This window comes from Massilia sp. METH4, assembly GCF_037094685.1.
Classification (GTDB): Bacteria; Pseudomonadota; Gammaproteobacteria; order Burkholderiales; family Burkholderiaceae_D; genus Rugamonas.
Genome location: NZ_CP146614.1, coordinates 4691329 through 4709752, shown reverse-complemented (window position 1 = coordinate 4709752; position 18424 = coordinate 4691329). Strand labels below are relative to the sequence as shown.

Annotated in this window: 19 protein-coding genes; 10 read left to right on the top strand and 9 right to left on the bottom strand. The window is 67.3% G+C overall.

Features of this window, described 5'->3' with window-relative positions; translation table 11 throughout:
• Positions 1 to 2 precede the first annotated feature (2 nt).
• The 4 genes from V6Z91_RS20735 to V6Z91_RS20720 form a co-directional block, all read right to left on the bottom strand.
• On the bottom strand, positions 3 to 1187 hold the full coding sequence (locus V6Z91_RS20735; protein ID WP_338760548.1) for a zinc-dependent alcohol dehydrogenase: 1185 nt from the start codon (positions 1185 to 1187) through the stop codon (positions 3 to 5).
• Between the two features lie 127 nt (positions 1188 to 1314).
• On the bottom strand, positions 1315 to 2046 hold the full coding sequence (locus V6Z91_RS20730; RefSeq protein WP_338760545.1) for a hypothetical protein: 732 nt from the start codon (positions 2044 to 2046) through the stop codon (positions 1315 to 1317).
• A gap of 149 nt (positions 2047 to 2195) precedes the next feature.
• Entirely contained in the window at positions 2196 to 2396 is a 201-nt protein-coding gene (locus V6Z91_RS20725) for a DUF2905 domain-containing protein (protein ID WP_338760542.1), read from the bottom strand.
• Positions 2397 to 2457: 61 nt separating this feature from the next.
• Positions 2458 to 3240, bottom strand: a complete 783-nt coding sequence (locus tag V6Z91_RS20720) for an IclR family transcriptional regulator C-terminal domain-containing protein (RefSeq protein ID WP_338760540.1) — start codon at positions 3238 to 3240, stop codon at positions 2458 to 2460.
• Positions 3241 to 3371: 131 nt separating this feature from the next.
• Between V6Z91_RS20720 and V6Z91_RS20715 the strand changes: the two genes are divergently transcribed.
• The 7 genes from V6Z91_RS20715 to V6Z91_RS20685 all read left to right on the top strand — a co-directional run bounded on the left by V6Z91_RS20715 (position 3372) and on the right by V6Z91_RS20685 (position 10288).
• On the top strand, positions 3372 to 4235 hold the full coding sequence (locus V6Z91_RS20715) for a 4-hydroxyphenylpyruvate dioxygenase (protein ID WP_338760537.1): 864 nt from the start codon (positions 3372 to 3374) through the stop codon (positions 4233 to 4235).
• Positions 4232 to 5077, top strand: a complete 846-nt coding sequence (locus V6Z91_RS20710) for a shikimate dehydrogenase (RefSeq protein WP_338760534.1) — start codon at positions 4232 to 4234, stop codon at positions 5075 to 5077. Before V6Z91_RS20715 ends, V6Z91_RS20710 begins: the two co-directional genes overlap by 4 nt.
• Positions 5074 to 5961: a sugar phosphate isomerase/epimerase gene (locus V6Z91_RS20705; RefSeq protein ID WP_338760531.1), complete on the top strand. Its 888-nt coding sequence runs from the start codon at positions 5074 to 5076 to the stop codon at positions 5959 to 5961. The genes V6Z91_RS20710 and V6Z91_RS20705 overlap by 4 nt, the downstream gene beginning before the upstream one ends.
• A 9-nt stretch (positions 5962 to 5970) precedes the next feature.
• Entirely contained in the window at positions 5971 to 6423 is a 453-nt protein-coding gene (gene aroQ / locus V6Z91_RS20700) for a type II 3-dehydroquinate dehydratase (protein WP_338760528.1), read from the top strand.
• A gap of 2 nt (positions 6424 to 6425) precedes the next feature.
• On the top strand, positions 6426 to 7616 hold the full coding sequence (locus V6Z91_RS20695; RefSeq protein ID WP_338760525.1) for an MFS transporter: 1191 nt from the start codon (positions 6426 to 6428) through the stop codon (positions 7614 to 7616).
• A 28-nt stretch (positions 7617 to 7644) separates the two neighbouring features.
• Positions 7645 to 8775, top strand: a complete 1131-nt coding sequence (locus V6Z91_RS20690) for a porin (RefSeq protein WP_338760523.1) — start codon at positions 7645 to 7647, stop codon at positions 8773 to 8775.
• 121 nt (positions 8776 to 8896) lie between these two features.
• Positions 8897 to 10288: an MFS transporter gene (locus V6Z91_RS20685; RefSeq protein ID WP_338760520.1), complete on the top strand. Its 1392-nt coding sequence runs from the start codon at positions 8897 to 8899 to the stop codon at positions 10286 to 10288.
• A 107-nt stretch (positions 10289 to 10395) separates the two neighbouring features.
• Here the strand turns inward: V6Z91_RS20685 and V6Z91_RS20680 are convergent, their stop codons facing one another.
• Positions 10396 to 10743, bottom strand: coding sequence for a metalloregulator ArsR/SmtB family transcription factor (locus tag V6Z91_RS20680; protein ID WP_338760518.1), 348 nt, complete (start codon positions 10741 to 10743; stop codon positions 10396 to 10398).
• 9 nt (positions 10744 to 10752) lie between these two features.
• Positions 10753 to 10938, bottom strand: coding sequence for an SRPBCC domain-containing protein (locus tag V6Z91_RS20675; protein WP_338760515.1), 186 nt, complete (start codon positions 10936 to 10938; stop codon positions 10753 to 10755).
• A 641-nt stretch (positions 10939 to 11579) separates the two neighbouring features.
• On the opposite strand from V6Z91_RS20675, the gene V6Z91_RS20670 reads away from it, so the two are divergent.
• Positions 11580 to 12014 (top strand): GFA family protein, encoded by a 435-nt coding sequence (locus V6Z91_RS20670; RefSeq protein ID WP_338760512.1) that lies wholly within the window; start codon positions 11580 to 11582, stop codon positions 12012 to 12014.
• A 43-nt stretch (positions 12015 to 12057) separates the two neighbouring features.
• Here the strand turns inward: V6Z91_RS20670 and V6Z91_RS20665 are convergent, their stop codons facing one another.
• Positions 12058 to 13224 (bottom strand): 4-hydroxybenzoate 3-monooxygenase, encoded by a 1167-nt coding sequence (locus V6Z91_RS20665; protein ID WP_338760509.1) that lies wholly within the window; start codon positions 13222 to 13224, stop codon positions 12058 to 12060.
• A gap of 138 nt (positions 13225 to 13362) precedes the next feature.
• On the opposite strand from V6Z91_RS20665, the gene V6Z91_RS20660 reads away from it, so the two are divergent.
• Positions 13363 to 14265 carry a helix-turn-helix domain-containing protein gene (locus tag V6Z91_RS20660; protein WP_338760506.1) on the top strand — a complete coding sequence of 301 codons (903 nt, stop codon included), beginning with the start codon at positions 13363 to 13365 and terminating at the stop codon, positions 14263 to 14265.
• Between the two features lie 46 nt (positions 14266 to 14311).
• On the opposite strand, the gene V6Z91_RS20655 is transcribed toward V6Z91_RS20660, so the two are convergent.
• Together V6Z91_RS20655 and V6Z91_RS20650 are read right to left on the bottom strand one after the other, a co-directional pair.
• Positions 14312 to 15955 carry a hypothetical protein gene (locus V6Z91_RS20655; protein ID WP_338760503.1) on the bottom strand — a complete coding sequence of 548 codons (1644 nt, stop codon included), beginning with the start codon at positions 15953 to 15955 and terminating at the stop codon, positions 14312 to 14314.
• Positions 15956 to 16002: 47 nt separating this feature from the next.
• Positions 16003 to 16578 carry a hypothetical protein gene (locus tag V6Z91_RS20650; protein WP_338760500.1) on the bottom strand — a complete coding sequence of 192 codons (576 nt, stop codon included), beginning with the start codon at positions 16576 to 16578 and terminating at the stop codon, positions 16003 to 16005.
• Positions 16579 to 17472: 894 nt separating this feature from the next.
• Between V6Z91_RS20650 and V6Z91_RS20645 the strand changes: the two genes are divergently transcribed.
• Complete coding sequence (locus V6Z91_RS20645; RefSeq protein ID WP_338760497.1) at positions 17473 to 18414, top strand: carbohydrate kinase family protein; 942 nt, start codon at positions 17473 to 17475, stop codon at positions 18412 to 18414.
• Positions 18415 to 18424 lie beyond the last annotated feature (10 nt).

Sequence of the window (18424 nt, the reverse complement as noted above, 5' to 3'; positions counted from 1 at the left end):
CCTCAATGGTTCGCGGTGGCGGCAATCGCGCGCACCTGGTTGGCCGAAGGCGGGATCAGCACGGTCTTGATGCAGTTGTCCAGCTTCGACGAGAAGATGTGGTAGGCGTCGGACACCTCTTCCAGCGGCACGCGGTGCGTGATGATCTGCTTCGGATCGATGCGCCCGGCCTGGATATGCTCGATCAGCCGCGGCAGGTGCCGCTTCACGCTCGCCTGGTTCATGCGCAGGGTAAGGCCCTTGTTCAGCGCATTGCCGATCGGGACCGCGTTGAACGTGGGGCCGTACACACCCACGATCGACACATTGCCGCCCTTGCGCACCGAGTTGATGCACCAGTGCAGCGCGGTGGCCGAGCCGGCCTGCATCATCGTGTACACGCCGGTCAGCGTCTGCGCCGCGCTGCCGGCGGCCTCGCAACCCACCGCGTCGATGCACACGTCCGCCCCCAGCCAGTCGGTCATCTTCTTGATGTGCAGGGCCATGTCGTCCACTTCGCGGAAGTTGACGACCTCGCACTGCGCATAGCGGCGCACGAAGTCGAGGCGGTATTCCACATGGTCGACCACGATCACGCGGCCGGCGCCGAACAGCCAGGCCGACTTGGCGGCGAAGATGCCCACCGGGCCCGCGCCGAACACCACCACGGTGTCGCCCTCGGAGATGTCGCCCATCTCGGCGGCCTGGTAGCCGGTCGGCAGCGCGTCGGTCAGCAGTACGGCGTCGTCCTCGTCCATGTCCGGCGGGATGACGGTCGGGCCCACGTCGGCCATCGGCACGCGCACGAACTCGGCCTGGCCGCCGTCGTAGCCACCCGCCGTGTGCGAATAGCCGTAGATGCCCCCCACGGCCGAGGCCTGGGGATTCGTGTTGTGGCAATTACCGTAGAGCTCCTTCTGGCAGAAGAAGCAGGAACCGCAGAACACATTGAACGGCACCAGCACATGGTCGCCGACCTTCAGGTTCTTCACCTGCGAACCCACCTCCTCGACGATGCCGACGAATTCGTGGCCGAACGTGGTGCCCACGCGGGTATCGGGCACGAGGCCGTGGTACAGGTGCAGGTCGGACCCGCAGATGCAGGACCGGGTGACGCGCACGATGGCGTCGCCGGGGTGCTCGATGACGGGGTCGGGCTTGTGGTCGGCGCGGACGCGGAACGGCCCGCGGTAGTTCATTGCCAGCATGGTTTCTCCTGTTATTGTTGGTTGCGGCGCGCCGGGAGCGGCGGCCTGTGATCGTGCCAACGCCCGCCGCACGCGGAGCATGAGGCGGGAACGTAAAAAAGCCGCCTTGCCGGCGGCTCGCAGTGGATCAGCGGGTCGGCAGCGGCGGCGTGGTCGTGCCCGTGGTGCCCGCACCCGTGGTGCCGGTGGTGCCGGTGCCGGTCGAGCCGGCGCCCGAGCGCGTGGTGCCCGTGCCCGAGGTGCCGGTGGTGCCGGTCATGCCCGAGCCCGACGTGCCGGTGGCGCTGCTGCCGGACGTGCCGGAGCCGCTCATGCCCGAGCTGTCGAGGCTGCTGCCCGAGGTGCCGGATGAGCCCGAAGTGCCGGACGAGCCCGAGGTGCCGGATGAGCCCGAGGTGCCGGACGAGCCCGAGGTACCCGAGCTGCCGCCGGACGTCGACGAGCCGGAGCCCGAGGTGCCCGAGCCGCTGGAACCCGAGGTGCCCGAGGTCGAGGACGGCGGCGTGCTGTTCATGCCGCTGGTGCCGCTCGCGCCGCGCCATGAATCGGTGCTGCCGGTGCTGCCGGCCCCACTCGTGCCGCTCGTGGCCGAGCCACTGCCCGTGCCCATTTCGGTCGAGCTCGATCCCGCCGAGGTGCCGGTGCCGGATGACGAGCGGTCCTGGCTGCCGGTGCTCTGCTGCTGGGTTTTCTTCGATTTCTGTTTCTTCGTGTCCTGGCTGCCGCCCGTGCCTTGCGCGCCGGTGGCCGAACTGCCGGAACCGGAGCCGGCCGAGGTGCCCGACGAGCTGCCGGATTGTGCTGCCACACCTGCGCTAACGAACAGTGCTGCGAGGACTACTGCGAGTTTCGTCTTCATCACATATCTCCTTTTGCTTGTGGGTGCATACGGCGAATTGACATTCTGGCACCGTCACTCGGCATCGCGCGTAGGAGAACACGCCGTCCGGCAGTCGGAACTGCCCCAAGCAAATTGAAAATATTTCCAGTTTTTACGTGACCGCGCCGTCAGCGGCGGAACCACCAGATCAGCAGCGACACCACGATCGATACGACCAGGCAGGTGACGATCGGGAAGTGGAAGCTGAACCCTTCGCGCACGACGTTCACGTCGCCGGGCAGCCGGCCGAACGGCAGCTTGCTCAGCCATGGCCAGGCAAGCCCGGCAGCCAGCAGCAGGACGCCGAGGATGATGAGCAGCTGTCGCATGAGGCCTTCGGGACGAGTGGATATGCGCGCAGTGTAGCGCGCCGCCGGCCCGCGTGGCGCGCTACACCCACAGCATGAGTGTGTTCGCGCTGGCCTGGAGCGCCGGCACGCAGCGCGCCGCTGCCTCGGCCTTCGAGGCGCTGGCAATCATCATCGATACCGACAGCGCGCCGATCACCGTGCCGTGCCGGTTCTTCAGCGGCACGGAAATGCCGCGCATGCCGATCTCGTACTGGTTCTCGGTGACGCCGAAACCCTGCTCGCGGATCGCGCGCAATTCGCGCCGCAGCTCGTCCTTGTCCTGCACCGTCATGTGCGTGTACGGCACCAGCTCAACGTGGGCCAGGTAGTTATCCAGCTCCTCTTCCGGCAGCCCGGCCAGCAGCACGCGCCCCGCCGTGGAGGTGTAGGCCGGCAGCCGCGTGCCCGGCTCGAAGCCCGGCGTGAGGTGGCGCGGCGCATTCACGCGGCTGACGTATACCACGTCGTCGCCGTCGAGCACCGAATAGTTGGTCGACTCCTGCAACTGTGCCGTCAGGTGCTGCAGGTAGGGCACGATGGCGCGCGGCATGCGCGCCGAGTCCAGGTAGGAATGGCCCAGCGTGAGCACCTTCGGCGTGAGCCAGAACTGCCGCCCGTCGCTGGCCGCCATGCCTGTGTGCACAAGCGTGAGCAGGTAGCGGCGCGCGGCGCTGCGGCTGATGCCGATGCGTTCGGCCAGAAGGCTGGGCGTCAGGCGCGCTGTCTCGTCGTTGAAAGCCGTGATCACGGCGAGGCCTGTCACGAGGCCTTCGATGATGTCGCGCGGCGCGACGGTGATATCGGTAAGCGGCGGCTTTTTCATGCGCAGAAAATCGTGATTTTGTGCGCTAATCGCGCAACCTGAGCGATTATCGCATTTCCGCTGGTTTCACGGTGTTTTTTTGCGCATGGCGCCTTCCTATACTCAGTGCACTGATTCACACCGGGGAACACATGAACGGGACACCAGAGCAGGCCGAGGCGCTCGGCATCGACGGCATCGAATTCATCGAATACGCGACCACGCAGCCCCAGGCACTGGGCGCGCTGCTGGAATCACTCGGCTTCGCCGCGGTGGCACGCCATCGCTCGCGCGAGGTGACGCTGTACCGCCAGGGCGGCATGAACGTCATCGTCAACGCCGATCCGCGCACCCTGCCCCTTTCCGACACGGAGCCGCAAGCCACCGTCATCGGCGCCATCGCGCTGCGCGTGCGCGATGCCGACGTGGCCTACCGCCGCGCCGTCGCCATGGGCGCGTGGCCCATCCCGACCCGCGCGGGCGTGATGGAACTGAACATCCCCGGCGTGCACTGCGCCGGCGATTCGATCCTCTATTTCGTCGACCGCGTGGGCGACTTTTCGATCTACGACGTGGACTTCAAGCCGATTCCCGGCGCCCCGCAGCAGCCACCGGCCATCGCCGGCCTGCATTTCTTCGGCGTCGTGCAGGCGATCGGTGCCGGCCGGGCGCCGGAATGGACCGACTTCTACCGCCAGATGCTAGGTTTCCAGCCGCTGCCGGAAGGGCGCTGGTTCGGCGTCGTACCGAAAGGCACGCTGCTGGAGAGCCCGTGCCGCCGCTTCTACCTGCAACTGGTCGAACCGCCGGAAGGCGCTGGCGGGCTGCAATGGGAAGAACAGCTGATCCGCGTGGGCCTGGGCACGCCCGACGTGGCCGCGGCCGTGCTGGCCCTGAAGGAGCGCGGCATCGTGTTCCAGGACCGCGAACCGGCGCAGCGCGGCGCCCTCACCCAACTTTACAAGGGCGGCGTGAGCTTCGAGCTCGTCGCCAGCGAACTGGAGAAACAAGCATGACCGAGATTTCCGGCACCACCCGCATCTTTCCCGTGATCGGCTGGCCGGTCGAGCAGGTGAAGGCGCCCACGCTGTTCAACGCCTTCTTCCGCCAGCACGGCATCGATGCGCGCGTGATCCCCCTGAAGGTGCCGCCCGCGCACTACACGTACGCGGTGCGCACCCTGATGGCGATGGAGAACGTGGGCGGCATCTTCGTGTCGATCCCGCACAAGCCGATGAGCGTGGCGGCGGTCGACGAGGCCAGCCCCCGCGCCCGCCTGGCCGGCGCCTGCAATGCGATCTACAGGGGTGCCGACGGCCGCATCCTGGGCGACCTGATCGATGGCGAAGGCTTCATCCGCGCCTTCGACCGCACCTGTGCCGGCACACCGTTCCCGTGGCGCAGCGCCAGCGCACTGGTGGTCGGCAGCGGCGGCGTCGGCTGCGCCGTGGCCGAGGCGCTGGCCGCGCGCGGCATCGCCCGGCTGGCCATCTGCGATACGCGGCCGGAACAGGCCGAGGCGCTGCGCGAACGCCTCCAGGCCGCCTTCCCCGCCGTGCGGGTGGCGGTCGGCACGCCCCACGCGGCAGGGCACGATCTCGTCGTCAACTGCACGCCGCTCGGCATGCACGTGGACGATCCGCTGCCCGTCGACCTCGCCGGTATCGCGCCGGGCGCCATCGTGGCCGATTGCGGCATGAAGATCGAGATGACCCGGCTGCTGCACACGGCGCAGGAACTGGGCTGCCGCATCCAGAAAGGCAAGGAAATGATGATCGAACAATCGCCGCTGTACCTGGAACTGTTCGGCTGGCACGGCATCTCGGCGGACTCCTTCCGCGCACTGGAGGCATTATGAATCTCGCCAACTTCGGCATGGACACGATCACGCTGGGCGGCTCGCTCGAATCGAAACTGGCCGCGTCGCGCGCCGGCGGCTTTACACAGATCATGCTGTGGGCCTGCGACCTCACCGGCTATCCCGGCGGCCTCGAAGCGGCCGTCGCGCTGGTGAAGGGCAGCGGCCTGGCCGTCACCGGCATCCAGGTGATGCGTGACTACGAGGGCCTGTCCGACGACCTGCACGAATACAAGCTCGATATCGCCAGGCAGATGCTGCTGGTGGCGCGCGCGGTGGGCGCACCGCTCTTGATGGTGTGCTCCAGCACGTCGAAGCACGCCAGCGGCGACATGGCGCACATCGCCCGCGACCTGGCCAAGCTGGCCACGCTGGCCGTGCCGCTGGGCGTGCGCATCGGCTACGAAGCGCTGTCGTGGGGCCGCCACGTCAACGGCTACACGCAGTCGTGGGAAGCGGTGGCGCTGGCCGACCACGCCAACCTGGGTGTCATCCTCGACTCGTACCACATGCTGGCCAACGGTGCCGACCTCGATGGGCTGGAGGAAATCCCCAGCGAGAAGATTGCGCTGGTGCAGCTGTCCGACTACATGTGGCGCGAGCTGCGCAATGCCGAGGAAAGGCTGGAAACGGCGCGCCACCTGCGCGTGTTCCCCGGCGAGGGCGCGCACTCGAAGGAGCTGTCCGACATGCTGCGCCGCCTCGACCGCGCCGGCTACCGGGGCGACTTCAGCTTCGAGGTGTTCAACGACGACTACGTGCAGCTGCCGCAAGTCTATGTGGCGCGACGCGCGCACGCCGGCGCGAAATGGGTGACCGACCAGGTGCTGCGGCGCAGCCTGCCCGTGCTGCGCGCCACGCCGTTCCACCCGGCGATGGCGTAAGGAGCAGCCATGCAGACCATCATGATCCTGAACGGGCCGAACCTGAACCTGCTCGGCAAGCGCGAACCCGGCATCTACGGCGCGCACACACTGGCCGACGTGGAAAGCCTGTGCCGCGATGCCTGCGCGCGGCACGGCCACGCGCTCGACTTCCGCCAGTCGAACCACGAGGGCGTGCTGATCGACGCCCTGCACGAGGCGGGCACCCGGCAAGCCGCCGGGCTGCTGGCAGGCGTGGTGTTCAATGCCGGCGCCTATACCCACACCTCGGTGGCGCTGCACGACGCCATCAAGGGCGCCTCGGTGCGGGTGATCGAGCTGCACATCTCCAATGTGCATGCGCGCGAACCGTTCCGGCACCATTCCTTCATCGCGCCGGCCGCCATCGGCGTGATCGCCGGGCTCGGCGTGCAGGGCTATGCGCTGGCCATCGCGGCGCTGGCCGGCGGCAAGGAAGCCTGACCATGCCCGGCGCGCCGCTGCCCCTCATGCTGACCTTGCTGCTTGCGGCGCAACCGGTGGCCACCGACCTGTATGTTCCGGCCCTGCCGCACATCGCCGCCGACCTGGGCGCCGCGGCCGGCCACGCGCAGGGCACTCTGACGGTCTTCATCCTGGCGTTCGGCATCGCGCAGCTGGCGGCCGGCCCGCTCGTCGACGATCACGGCCGCCGGCGGGTGCTGCTGTGGGGCCTGGCGCTGTACGTGCTTGCAGCCGTGGCCGCCGCGCTGGCGCCCTCGCTGCCCCTGCTGCTGGCCGCCCGCGCCGTGCAGGGAGTGGCCACGGCGGCAGCCGTGGTCGGTGCCCGGGCCATCATCCGCGACGGCAACGCGGGCGCGGCAAGCCTGCGCGTGATGGCTCGCAGCCTGGCGGGCCAGAGCGCGATCGGCGTGGCCTGCCCGCTGGCCGGCGGGCTCGCCGCCCAGTACCTGGGCTGGCACGCCACCCTCGGCATGGTGGCCGGCTTCGGCGTGCTGGCCTGGCTGGCCGTCTACACGGGCTACCGGGAAACCTGGCGCAAGCCGGTGGTCGGCAGCGGCGCGGGCGTACTGGCTTTCCTGGCCAATCCCCAGTTCGTGGCCTGCGCGCTGCTGGCCGGCCTGTCCTTTTCCGGCGCGCTGTGCTTCCTGGTGCTGTCGCCCTTTGTCTTCATCGGCGAGTTCGGCATGTCGCGCGCGGCCTTCGGCGCGATGCCTGCCCTATGCTCGCTGGCCTTCCTGCTCGGCACGCTGCTGTGCGGCCGGCTGCTGCGGCGCTGGAGCATGCCGCGTGTGGTGCGGCTGGGCGCCTGCCTGTCGCTGGCGGGCGGTGCCGGCCAGGTGCTGCTGTGGCATGGCGGCGTGCACACGGTGTGGGCGCTGGCCGTGCCGCAGTGCGTCTACATGCTGGGCCACGGCTTCCACAATCCCTGCGGGCAGGCCGGTGCCGTGGCGCCCTTCCCGGCCCAGGCCGGGCGTGCCGCGGCCGTGTCCGGCTTCGTGCTGACGGCCACCGGCTTCACCAGCGCCCAGCTGGCCACGGCCAGCACGGCCAGCGCGTCGGCCACGCTGGTGGCGGCCATGGGCTGCATCAGCGCCGCACTCGGCGTGGTGGCGCTCGTCTGCGTACCGCTCGCCTGCCGCGACGGGCCGCTGCCCCGGCCCGCCGCCAACTGAAAACAATACAACAACCAACGGAGACTCGATGAAAGCGAAAATCCTTTTCGCCCTGGGCGCCCTTTGCCCGTTCATCACCCACGGCGCGGCGCATGCGCAGGGTGTGACGCTGTATGGCAACTTCGACGAATACATCGGCCATGTGCGCAGCAGCAGCGGCGCCAGCATCACCGGCTTGAACGATGGCGCGATCCTGCGCAGCCGCCTGGGCGTACGCGGCCTCGAGGACCTGGGCGACGGCCTGCAACTGAAGTACGTGCTGGAGATGGGCGTGAACGCCGACACCGGCACGGGCGCCGACAGCAGCCGGCTGTTCGACCGGCAGGCCTGGGTCGGCCTCGCCACGAAAGCCGGGGAATTGCGCGCGGGCCGCCAGAATACGGAAATCTTCATGATCGGCGGCGCCATCGACTATACCGATCGCACCACGTTCGGCTCCGTGATCAATTCCTTCGGCATCCCTTCGCGCTACGACAACGACCTGTCGTACCGTTCGCCGCGCGTGGACGGCTTCGAGGCGACCGTCCATTACGCGCTGCCGGAAAACGGCGGCGCCGCGCGTGGCAACCACCCGATCTGGCAGCTGGCGCTGGACTTTACGCGCGCGCCATTCCGCTTCGGCTACGTGGGCCTGCAGGCCAGCCCGAACGATGCCACGGCCACCGTGCGCGAGAAAGTGCGCTACCACAACGTCTATGCCAACTACCGGTATGGCCGGGGCACGCTGTACGCGGCGTTTGTGCGCAGCAATAACTCGACGGGCAGCGCCAACGGCAACAATGCCGCCGCCATCCTCAATAACGTGTCGATCCCCAACAACTACTTCGCCGGAACCGACCGCAACGCGGAGCGCTACTACAACATCTGGCAGCTGTCCGCCGACTACCGCGTCGACACGCGCCTGCGCGTGGGCGCGTTGTACGGCAGGATCCGCGATACCTCCGGTGGCAACGCCGGCGCGCGCGGCGCCAGCGTGGGCGGCTACTACGACCTGTCGAAGCGCACGTCGCTGTTTGCGTTCGGCGCCTGGCTGAAGAACGAAGCCAACGGCGGGTTCCGCTTTTCCAGCTCGGCCGGGCCTTCGGCCAACCTGGCCGGCGACGATGTCAACGGCAGGCGGCTGACGGGTGTGCAGCTCGGGATACTGCACAAGTTCTGAATCCCACTTTCCAGTTCCATCAAGAGAACGTTTTAAATCGGTGCCCCAGGGCACGCACTATACTTGGAGGAGTCATGAGCATGTCGAAACAGGAAACGGTCGCCGCATCCGGGGGGCGCCCATGAAGAACCAGGCGAAAAAAGCCACGCTGAGCGGCTGGATCGGCTCGGTGCTGGAGTACTACGATTTCTTCATCTACGCCACCGCGGCCACGCTGGTGTTCCCGCAGATCTTCTTCCCGTCCACCGACCCGAAGACCGCGATCGTCGCTTCGCTGGCCACCTATGGCGTGGGCTACATCGCCCGCCCGATCGGCGCCCTGATGCTGGGCCACTGGGGCGACACGCGCGGCCGCAAGTACGTGCTGCTGATGTGCATGTTCCTGATGGGGGTCTCCACGATGGCGGTCGGCCTGTTGCCCACCTATGAGCAGGTGGGCGTGCTGGCGCCGCTGATGCTCGTCGTGCTGCGCCTCGTGCAGGGCTTCGCCGTGGCCGGCGAGATTTCCGGCGCCAGCTCGATGATCCTCGAACACGCGCCGTTCGGCCGCCGCGGCTTCTTCGCCAGCTTCACGCTACAGGGCGTGCAGGCGGGCCAGATCCTGGCCGCCGCCGTGTTCCTGCCGCTGGCCCACTTCATGCCCGAGGCGCAGTTCAATTCCTGGGGCTGGCGCATTCCCTTCCTGCTGAGCGCGGGCGTGATCCTGGCCGGCTACCTGATCCGCCGCAACGTGCACGAGACGCCCGCCTTCACGCAGGAAGGCAAGCGCGCCAAGGCGCCGATGCTCGAAGCGGTGCAGCAAAGCTGGCGCGACATGCTCCGCGTGGTGTGCATGGCCTTCATGAACGTGATTCCGGTGGTGACGTCGATCTTCGGCGCCGCCTACGCGGTGCAGCCCGGCTACGGCATCGGCTTCTCGAAGGATGTCTACCTGTGGATTCCCGTGCTGGGCAATTGCCTGGCCGTGCTGGTGATCCCGATGGTCGGCAACCTGGCCGACCGCGTCGGCCGCAAGCCGCCCATCATCGCCGGCGCCCTGCTCTCGGGCCTGTTGTCCTTCGCCTACCTGTACGCGATCAGCATCCACAACGTGCCGCTGGCGATCGCGATGTCGCTGCTGATGTGGGGCGTGGTCTACCAGGGCTACAACGCGGTGTTCCCGAGCTTCTTCCCCGAGCTGTTCCCGACGCGCACCCGCGTGTCGGCCATGGCGATCTCGCAGAACCTGGGCACCGTGGTGGCGGCGCTGCTGCCGGCCGTCTTCGCGTTCGTGGCGCCGCCCGGTGCCGACGACATTCCGCTGAAGGTGGGCGCGATCACGTTCGCCGTGACCGTCATCGCCGCGGTGGCATGCATGTCGTCGCGCGAGACGTATCGGATCCGCATGGAAGACCTGGGCGATCCGGATGCGGTGCCGGTGCCGGAGGCGGAGTACCGGCGGCTGCGCAGCGAGAGCGTGGCGACGTCGAAGAAGAAAAGCTTTACGGGATCGGCACGCGGGTTCGGTACCTGATGGCGCCGGGCGTTACCGGTCCGTATGGGCGGTGACACGCCCCGCGCCGGGACCACGGTCTTCGGACCGGAGCCCGGCGCTTCGGCCATGTGGCCCGCGAAGCCGCTTCACTTCCCGTCAGCATCCTCGTGCAGCATGGCGTCCAGGGTATCGAAACGCCGCTCCCATGCCTGGCGGTTGAAGGCGACCCACCGGCCCAGGACATCGAGCCCGGCGGTATCGAGCTCGCACATGCGCACCCGGCCGACCTTGCGCGTCTTCAGCAGTCCGCAGCCCTGCAGGACGTGCAGATGCTGGGTGATGGCGGTCAGCGTCACGCCCAGCGCCCCGGCCAGCGAACTCACCGTTTGCGGCCCCTGTGTTACCAGCCTGACGATCGCGCGGCGGGTGGCGTCGCCCAGCGCGGCGAACACCTGGTCCGCCGCGTCCGCCCGCATTGCCGTGACTTCCTGCATGCGGGCTCCTTACCCGACCGTCAGGGTGGCTTGCAACTGGTCCAGCAACTGCTGCCAGCCGGCCCGCCGCAGTTCGGGACCGTCCGCGCCGTCGCCATACATCGCATGGTGGGTGAAGACCAGGCGCGTCGTGTCCGCGCCATCGCTGAAGAATTCGAAGGTGTGGAGCGAGGCGGAAAAACGCCGCCCGGCCATGGCCATCGTGGCCGCGATAACGATGCGCTGCTCCGGCAGGATGTCGTTTTGCGAGTTCGGCTAGAAGACCTGCGGCGCGCCCGCGCTATCGCGCCAGCGCATTATCCGTCGGTGCGAAGGACGGCCAAAAAGGACTCTTTGTATAACGGCTGCAGGTACGGTTCCGGCTTCCAAAAGTGCCTCGGCGTACGAGTATCCGAATACCTCTTTAAGAATCAGGGCGGCATCGACGAGTGCGGCAACTTCGGAATTCTGTCGGTTCATTTCAGCTCCCGGTGACTTGACCGCGTGCTAAAACCGCCGGCTATGGGCTTCAAACGTGCCAGGAACAATCGCGTTGACATTTTTTTAATTTTCGCTCGAAATGTCGCGAAAAGCGCAAGCGCAGCTTGCCGTATCCGTATGTCGCGGTCACTCTTCTATAGTATCGATTGCAGTTGCTGCTCAGCCGCAACGCACCTGGATCAGAATTTCATTGATTCATCGATTTGACGAAATCTTCTCGAGGCAGGGCGGAAATGCCCGGTAAGGCCGGAATCGAGGCCACGAGCCAGCCGCATGGCGGAAATCAGGCGCCGTAGTGTGCCGCGCGCCTGCGACGCCGACGATCTCTCCCCGTCGTGCGAAGATCGCGGTTGGCAATGATCATTCTGCGCGACGATGGAGGAACCATGGTGACAAGAACAGCATCCTGCACCTGCGGCCAGTTGCAGATCGAAGTGGCGGCCGAGCCGAACGGCGTCGGCATTTGCCACTGCCTGGCCTGCCAGCGGCGTACCGGCAGTGTGTTCGCCCCGGTGGCCGGCTTTCCCCTGCCCTACATGGTGAGTGGCCACTCCACCGCCTATGCGCGCACGGGCGACGCCGGCTGTGGCTTCGTCTACCATTTCTGCCCAGTGTGTGGCACGACAGTGTTTCATACCGAAGACGATGTGAAAGACGAGGTCTTCGTGGCGGTGGGCGCCTTTGCCGATCCGGGCTTTCCTCCGCCACAACTGTCCGTATACGACTGCCGCCGCCATCCGTGGGTGCAGCTGCCGCCCGGAACCCGGGCGTTCGAGCGGGATCCGCACTGAGCACCACGCGCAACGGGCGCACGCCCGCCGCGCGCGGGACGCATTAGAACGCGCCGACGTAATTCTCCGCAAGCGCCTGCGCCAGCGCCCGCGATCCCACCACGTTCTCCAGCTCCGCGCGCTGCATCTCCCGCTCGAACGGCGTGGCGTCGGCGAAGGTATGCAGCATGCGCGTCATCCACCACGAGAAGTACTCGGCGCGCCAGATGCGTTTGAGTGCGCGTTCGCCGTAGCCGTCCAGCAGCTCGCTGCTGCCCTTCCCGTAGAACGCGGCTAGCCCTTCGGCCAGGAACTTCACGTCCGACACCGCCAGGTTCATGCCCTTGGCGCCGGTGGGCGGTACGATGTGCGAAGCGTCGCCGGCCAGGAACAGGCGGCCGTGGCGCATCGTCGTGCACACGAAGCTGCGCATGCCGATGATCCCCTTCTGGAAGATGCGCCCCTCGTTGACCTTCCAGCCGTCGTTCGTTTCCACGCGAGCGTGCAGCTCGGCCCAGATGCGGTCGTCGGACCAGTTGTCCACGTGGTCGGCGGGATCGCACTGGAAGTACAGCCGCTGCACGGTCGGCGTGCGCGTGCTGATCAGCGCGAAGCCGCGCTCGTGCTGCGCGTAGATCAGCTCTTCCGACGACGGTGCCGACTCGACGAGGATGCCGAACCAGCCGAACGGATAGGTGCGCTGGAATTCCTGGCGCGCGGCTTCGGGCAGCGTCTTGCGCGACACGCCGTGGAAGCCGTCGCAGCCGATCACGAAGTCGGCATCGATGCGGCCGCGCTCGCCGCGGTGCGTGAACGCGACGGAAGGCGCCTCTCCGTCGATGCCGTCGATGGACACCTCCGACACCTCGAACAGGATCTGGCCCTCGGCTGCCATGCGCGCGGCGACCAGGTCGCGGATGACTTCGTGTTGCGGGTAGACCGTGATGGCCTTGCCCGTCAGTTCGGTCAGGTCGATACGGTGGCGGCGGCCACCGAACGCCAGTTCGATGCCGTGGTGCAGCGCGCCGATCTCGTGCATCCGCTGACCGACGCCGGCATTGTCGAGAATGTCCATCGTGCCCTGTTCGAGCACGCCTGCCCGGATCGTGGATTCGATGTCCTCGCGGCTGCGGCTCTCGAGCACGACCGATTCGATGCCCTGCAGGTGCAGGAGGTGGGACAGCAGCAGGCCCGCGGGGCCGGCGCCGATGATGACTGCCTGGGTACGCATGGTAAGTCTCCGTCTGGTATTAATTTTTTCCGCTCGGTTGAACGATATGGCGATCCTAACGCTGCGATAGCGATAAAAAAATGGATGAAGCGTGAAAAAACTTGTACTATTTTGCACATGCATTTTGTCCCGGACGCCATGAAGATCCTGCCCAACGAGATCCCCCAGTTCGCCCTGTACGGCGAGAATACGCCGATCGACAACGCCGAATTCGTGCACATCGAGCTGATCGAGACGCGCAGCCGCCTGCACGACTGGCATATCGGGCCGCACACGCACCGGGGCCTGTTCCAGGTGCTGTTCCTGATGGGCGGCCACGTCAGCGCCCAGGTGGAGAACATGCTGTGGGAATGCGATGGGCCGACCGTGATCACGATCCACCCGAGCGTGGTGCACGCCTTCGATTTCTCCACGGAGGCGCAGGGCTATGTGCTGACGATGGACCAGAACGTGGTGCTGTCGGTGGACCTGTTCGCGCCGCTGTTCCTGCGCCCGCAGGCGCTGCGGCTGCACGAGAATCCGGTGGTCCAGGAACGCCTGGGCGCCCTGCTGCACCAGCTGCTGCAGGAAGCGGCCGGGCCGCGCTATGGACAGGCGCTGATGGTCGAGTGGCTGGCGCGCAGCGTGCTCCTGCTGCTGGTGCGGCTGGAAACGGAACGGCGCATGGCCGACCAGTCCGGGCATGTCGAGTTCGAACTGTTCAGCCGCTTCCGCGCCCTCGTGGAAGAGCACTTCCGCGAGCAATGGCTGGTGGGCCGCTATGCCGAGGAACTGCGCGTGACGCCCGTGCGGCTGAACCGGCTGTGCACGAAGCTGGCCGGCAAGTCGGCCTTCGAGATGGCGCAGGACCGCCTGATGCTGGAAGCGTGCCGCAAGCTCACCTACGTGCCGGCCTCCGTGGCCAGCATCGGCTATGAACTGGGTTTCCAGGACCCGGCCTACTTCAGCCGCCTGTTCCGCAAGCGCATCGGCGTGACGCCGAAGCAGTATCGGGAGCAGTCGCGCAACAGTACGGAGCAGCGCGCCGCCGTGGCGGCCTGAGTGCCGGCGGCGGATGCCGTCGGCACTCGGACGGGTCGCTACCCCGTCACCGGGTCTGGCCGTGCTCGGCCTTCATCCGGTAATACTCCTTCTGCCCCCGTGCCCGCACGGTCTTCGCCAGTTCCACCGCTTCCGCCGCCGCCAGGTTCACCGACGCGAAGGCGGCGTCGTGGCTCCTGAGCCGGCCAAGCAGCCCTTCCGCTTCCGCCTGGCCGGCCAGCGCCAGCCCGAACGTGGCCGACACGGCCAGTTCCGCGCCCAGCGCCTCGACGGTCGGCACCGCCACGCCGGCCACGGTGGCTTCCACGGCCGCCATCGAAGCCTGCGGCGAGGCCAGCGCCCTGGCCTTTTCCATGTCGCTTGCGACGGCGGCAAGGAACTCGACGGCCGCCTTGCTGCCGGACGCGTTCGCCAGGTCGCCCAGGTGGATCAGCGCGGCATTCTTCGCATTGAACACGGACTGGCCGGCGCGGCGGCTTTCGACGAAGTCGATCAGCGGCTGCACGGCGATCTCGCTGCCGATGTAGCACAGCGTGGTGACGATTTCGGGCAGGAACTCCTCGTGCTTCTCGGGCTCGTTCACCAGCCATTCCAGCAGCCGGCGCGCATCCTCTTCCCCGTACTGCGACGCGACCGCATACGGGATGCCTTCGATCCAGTGCTGCGATACGAACGCGCGCACGTCGGCCGGCCGCTGCACCGCCTGACCCTGGCACGAGCAGCCGCCCGAGGCCATCAGCGCGCCGGTGCCCGCCAGCGGTCCGGCCAGGTAGCGGCCCGATTCGGTGGCATCCACGACATTATGGTCGGCGCCAATGCTCGGGAACATGACTGCCCTCGTGTCATCCGTGCGGTGGCCGTTGCCCGCGTTGTGGCCGTATTCGTGCACCCATAATATGCCTTCCATGTTGGCGGTGAAGCGCACCACGGCCAGGTTGGTGACGGGATTGCCGACCGGCGCGCAGCCGATGATGGAGCCGCCCGGCCCGCCGCACCAGCGGATGGCCTGCACCACCTTCACGCCCGTGCCGGCACCCATCAGCGTGTTCCAGTCGGCCTGGGTCTGGATCGTCCCGGGCACGGTCGCCGGCAGCACGCGCACCGCCCCATTGCGCACGAACTGCACGCGGGTGGCGATGTCGCCGCCCGAGTCCGCGCCTTGCAGCACCGTTCCCATGTCGGCCAGGATGCGGTCCGCATCGGCGTCGGTCAGCGTTACCGCATTGTGGCGGTGCACCGTGACGCTCACCGTGCGCGTGCCGAGGACCGGTGGATTGACGACCAGGTAGTCGACATAGAGGGGAATGTCCGAGCCCCATTCGATGTCGACCCAGATGTCGACGCCGCCGGGACGCGGCGCCACATTGTGCAGCGTGTAGCGCGCCGACCCGACGAACTTGCCGGCGTCCGGTCCGCCCGCGGCGCCTTCGCCGATCGACACGAAGACATGGGATTGCGGCCCGACGGCCGTCCAGTTCAGGCTCAGCCGCCACTGGCCGCGGCGCGGGCCCCAGTCGTGGCGGTAGGTGAAGCCCGTGCCACTGAGCGCGGGCTCGGGCGCGGCGGCGCCCTGCCGGACTTCGACGGTTTCATGCCCGGCACCCCGTTCCGTGTGAAACGCCGTGCCTTCGCTGCGCAACCCGGCGCCGCTCGCCACCGGGTCGTTTTCGATAACGTTATCTGACGACATTGACTGACTCCTTTGCACGCTCGTGCTTGATCATTGAGGCGACGCGCCTACGGATTGACCACCATGTAGTCGACGTACAGCAGGATGTCGGAACTCCATTCGATGTTCACCCAGATGTCCACGCCGCCCGCGCGCGGGGCCACGTTGTGCAGCGTGTAGCGGGCGGAGCCGAGGAACTTGCCGGCATCGGGCCCGGCGGCGGCGCCCTCGCCGATCGACACGAGAATGCGCGAGGTGGGGCTGACCGCGCCCCAGTTCAGCCGCAGCGTCCATTGGCCGCGGCGGGCGCCCCAGTTGTGGCGGTAGGTGAACCCGGTGCCGGAGAGTTCCGGCTGCGGCGCGCCGGCGCCCTGCGGCGCGCTGGACGCCATGATCTGCCGCACCGCGCTCTTGTCCGCGTCCTGTTCGCTGATGGCGAATTGCCCGCTGCGGCCACTGCCCGAGCCGCCTTCCTGCCCCGGCTTGCCGTCGTCGGCGCCGCCGAACAGCTTGCGCACGGAACGCTGGTCGGCCTCCTGCATCGCCTCGGCGTAGTAGCCGGACCGCCCGCCGGAGGCAAGCACGGTGTCGCCATCCTGGCTCGAACCGGCCGTGCCGGACCTGTGAATGAGATTACTGGTCATCGATCATCTCCCTTAACACCCCTGGAAAAACCCGGCGCGCGAACGCGCCGGGGCTAAAAAAGCTTGCGACGGCTGGCAGGAGATATTGTTGAAGCCGCGATTCGGTGCAGCGGCCGTTTCAATCCACGATAGCGAAAGCGCGGGCGAATACAAGCGGCCGCTTACGCGCCTGGATCACGCTGCGCGCCGGGGAATGGCTGGCGGCCGGCGATGGCCCATGACACGGGAGAAACCAGGTGCAACAGGCTGTATCGAAAGTGCGCGGAGGTTTCGCCAAATTTGCAAGACACGTCACGCGCGGTGAATACTTCTTACAAAGCGATGGCGGGGCAATGCAATCGCACGAAGATCCGATGATATTTTCCCGCTAGTGACCCGTTCGGATTCGCCTATACAGGCGGCTGCATCGATACGAAGATTCAATGTCTCGTCCATTTGGCCCGCTACAACAGTAGCGGTGGTTCCACCCCATTTTCCGCCATCGCAGCGCCTTGCGACAGCTCGGCCCCGGTCACGGCGCCAGGCGCATCTTCAGCCAAACCGCGACATCGCGGGCGCCGGCAACGATCGGCAGCTGCTGATGCGAGGTGTTACCAAGCCCGCTGTAGGAAAGATACGAACTCGCCTGCGTGCACCGCGATCCAGATGCGGAGGCGGGGCCGCACCACTGGAACGTTCGACAGCGCGACTCGGGGATATCTTCCCCAGATCGGCATATGGATGACGTAGTTTTCCTACATCTTGTCGCCGTTCGGCGCTACACTTGAAACACGCGAACAGCGCTCGTCGAAGATGGCACGGCGATCGGGCCAGCCGTCCTGTCCGCCTCCGGAGCACCACGCCGACAGGTCGTTGTTCCGCTACCTTCGCCATCCATCACTTTTCGGGAGACTCATGCAAACATCCAAGGCAGCAAGCGCCAGCGCGCCGCACGGCAGGCGCGTGCTGGTTGCAGGCGGCGTCGGCATCGACACGATCGTGCGGGTTCCCGCGCTGCCGTTGGCGATGGCCGATTCGATCCACGTTCCGCCCGTGGCCGATTACGTTGCGCACACCGGCAACGGCGTGGCCCTGGGCCTGCTCGCGCTGGGCCATCGGCCCGTGCTGGTCGACATCGTCGGCGACGACCCGCAGGCCGCGCTGATCCATGCGCGCTACCGCGAACGGGGGCTGGAGTTCGATTACCTCGTGCACGAAAGCGGCACGCGGCGCAGCGTGAACCTCGTTGCGCCGGACGGCCGCCGGCTGTCGCTGTACGACGGCCGGCATCCCGACACGCTGCGCGTGCCGCGCGACCGTTACCTGCCCCACATCCGCTCGTCGGACCACGTGCACGTCAGCATCATGCCGTGGGCCGCCGCGCTGTTCGACGATACCGAAGCGCTCGGCGTGCCGACGTCCACCGACCTGCACGACTGGGACGGCCGCAACCCGTACTACCACCCGTTCGCATACCGCGCCGACCTGGTCTTCCTGAGCGCAGCGGCACTGGGCAAAGGCGTGTTCGACGCGATGCGCGCGATCCTGCGCGAAGGACGGGCACGGATCGTGGTCGCGACCGATGGCGCGCGGGGCAGCCATGCCCTGGAACGCGGCGATGGCACGGTGCACCACATGCCGTGCGCGCACCTCGACGGCCCGGTCGTCGACAGCAACGGCGCGGGCGACGCGTATGCATCGGCATTCCTGCATGCGTGGTTCGGCGGCGCGCCGTTGGAGGAGTGCATGCGCGTCGGCGCGATCGGCGGGGCGTTCGCGTGCCTGACGCATGGCACCGCGGAACGCTCGCTGGAACTGGAGGAACTGGGGCGGTACCGGGACCGGTGGCATGCCTGAGAAAAGGCGC

What these genes read in the sequence shown, in the direction of transcription:
- V6Z91_RS20735 (WP_338760548.1), bottom strand. Translation starts at nt 1,187, where the DNA reads ATGCTGGCAATGAACTACCGCGGGCCGTTCCGCGTCCGCGCCGACCAC.
- V6Z91_RS20730 (WP_338760545.1), bottom strand. Translation starts at nt 2,046, where the DNA reads ATGAAGACGAAACTCGCAGTAGTCCTCGCAGCACTGTTCGTTAGCGCA.
- V6Z91_RS20725 (WP_338760542.1), bottom strand. Translation starts at nt 2,396, where the DNA reads ATGCGACAGCTGCTCATCATCCTCGGCGTCCTGCTGCTGGCTGCCGGG.
- V6Z91_RS20720 (WP_338760540.1), bottom strand. Translation starts at nt 3,240, where the DNA reads ATGAAAAAGCCGCCGCTTACCGATATCACCGTCGCGCCGCGCGACATC.
- V6Z91_RS20715 (WP_338760537.1), top strand. Translation starts at nt 3,372, where the DNA reads ATGAACGGGACACCAGAGCAGGCCGAGGCGCTCGGCATCGACGGCATC.
- V6Z91_RS20710 (WP_338760534.1), top strand. Translation starts at nt 4,232, where the DNA reads ATGACCGAGATTTCCGGCACCACCCGCATCTTTCCCGTGATCGGCTGG.
- V6Z91_RS20705 (WP_338760531.1), top strand. Translation starts at nt 5,074, where the DNA reads ATGAATCTCGCCAACTTCGGCATGGACACGATCACGCTGGGCGGCTCG.
- aroQ (WP_338760528.1), top strand. Translation starts at nt 5,971, where the DNA reads ATGCAGACCATCATGATCCTGAACGGGCCGAACCTGAACCTGCTCGGC.
- V6Z91_RS20695 (WP_338760525.1), top strand. Translation starts at nt 6,426, where the DNA reads ATGCCCGGCGCGCCGCTGCCCCTCATGCTGACCTTGCTGCTTGCGGCG.
- V6Z91_RS20690 (WP_338760523.1), top strand. Translation starts at nt 7,645, where the DNA reads ATGAAAGCGAAAATCCTTTTCGCCCTGGGCGCCCTTTGCCCGTTCATC.
- V6Z91_RS20685 (WP_338760520.1), top strand. Translation starts at nt 8,897, where the DNA reads ATGAAGAACCAGGCGAAAAAAGCCACGCTGAGCGGCTGGATCGGCTCG.
- V6Z91_RS20680 (WP_338760518.1), bottom strand. Translation starts at nt 10,743, where the DNA reads ATGCAGGAAGTCACGGCAATGCGGGCGGACGCGGCGGACCAGGTGTTC.
- V6Z91_RS20675 (WP_338760515.1), bottom strand. Translation starts at nt 10,938, where the DNA reads ATGGCCGGGCGGCGTTTTTCCGCCTCGCTCCACACCTTCGAATTCTTC.
- V6Z91_RS20670 (WP_338760512.1), top strand. Translation starts at nt 11,580, where the DNA reads ATGATCATTCTGCGCGACGATGGAGGAACCATGGTGACAAGAACAGCA.
- V6Z91_RS20665 (WP_338760509.1), bottom strand. Translation starts at nt 13,224, where the DNA reads ATGCGTACCCAGGCAGTCATCATCGGCGCCGGCCCCGCGGGCCTGCTG.
- V6Z91_RS20660 (WP_338760506.1), top strand. Translation starts at nt 13,363, where the DNA reads ATGAAGATCCTGCCCAACGAGATCCCCCAGTTCGCCCTGTACGGCGAG.
- V6Z91_RS20655 (WP_338760503.1), bottom strand. Translation starts at nt 15,955, where the DNA reads ATGTCGTCAGATAACGTTATCGAAAACGACCCGGTGGCGAGCGGCGCC.
- V6Z91_RS20650 (WP_338760500.1), bottom strand. Translation starts at nt 16,578, where the DNA reads ATGACCAGTAATCTCATTCACAGGTCCGGCACGGCCGGTTCGAGCCAG.
- V6Z91_RS20645 (WP_338760497.1), top strand. Translation starts at nt 17,473, where the DNA reads ATGCAAACATCCAAGGCAGCAAGCGCCAGCGCGCCGCACGGCAGGCGC.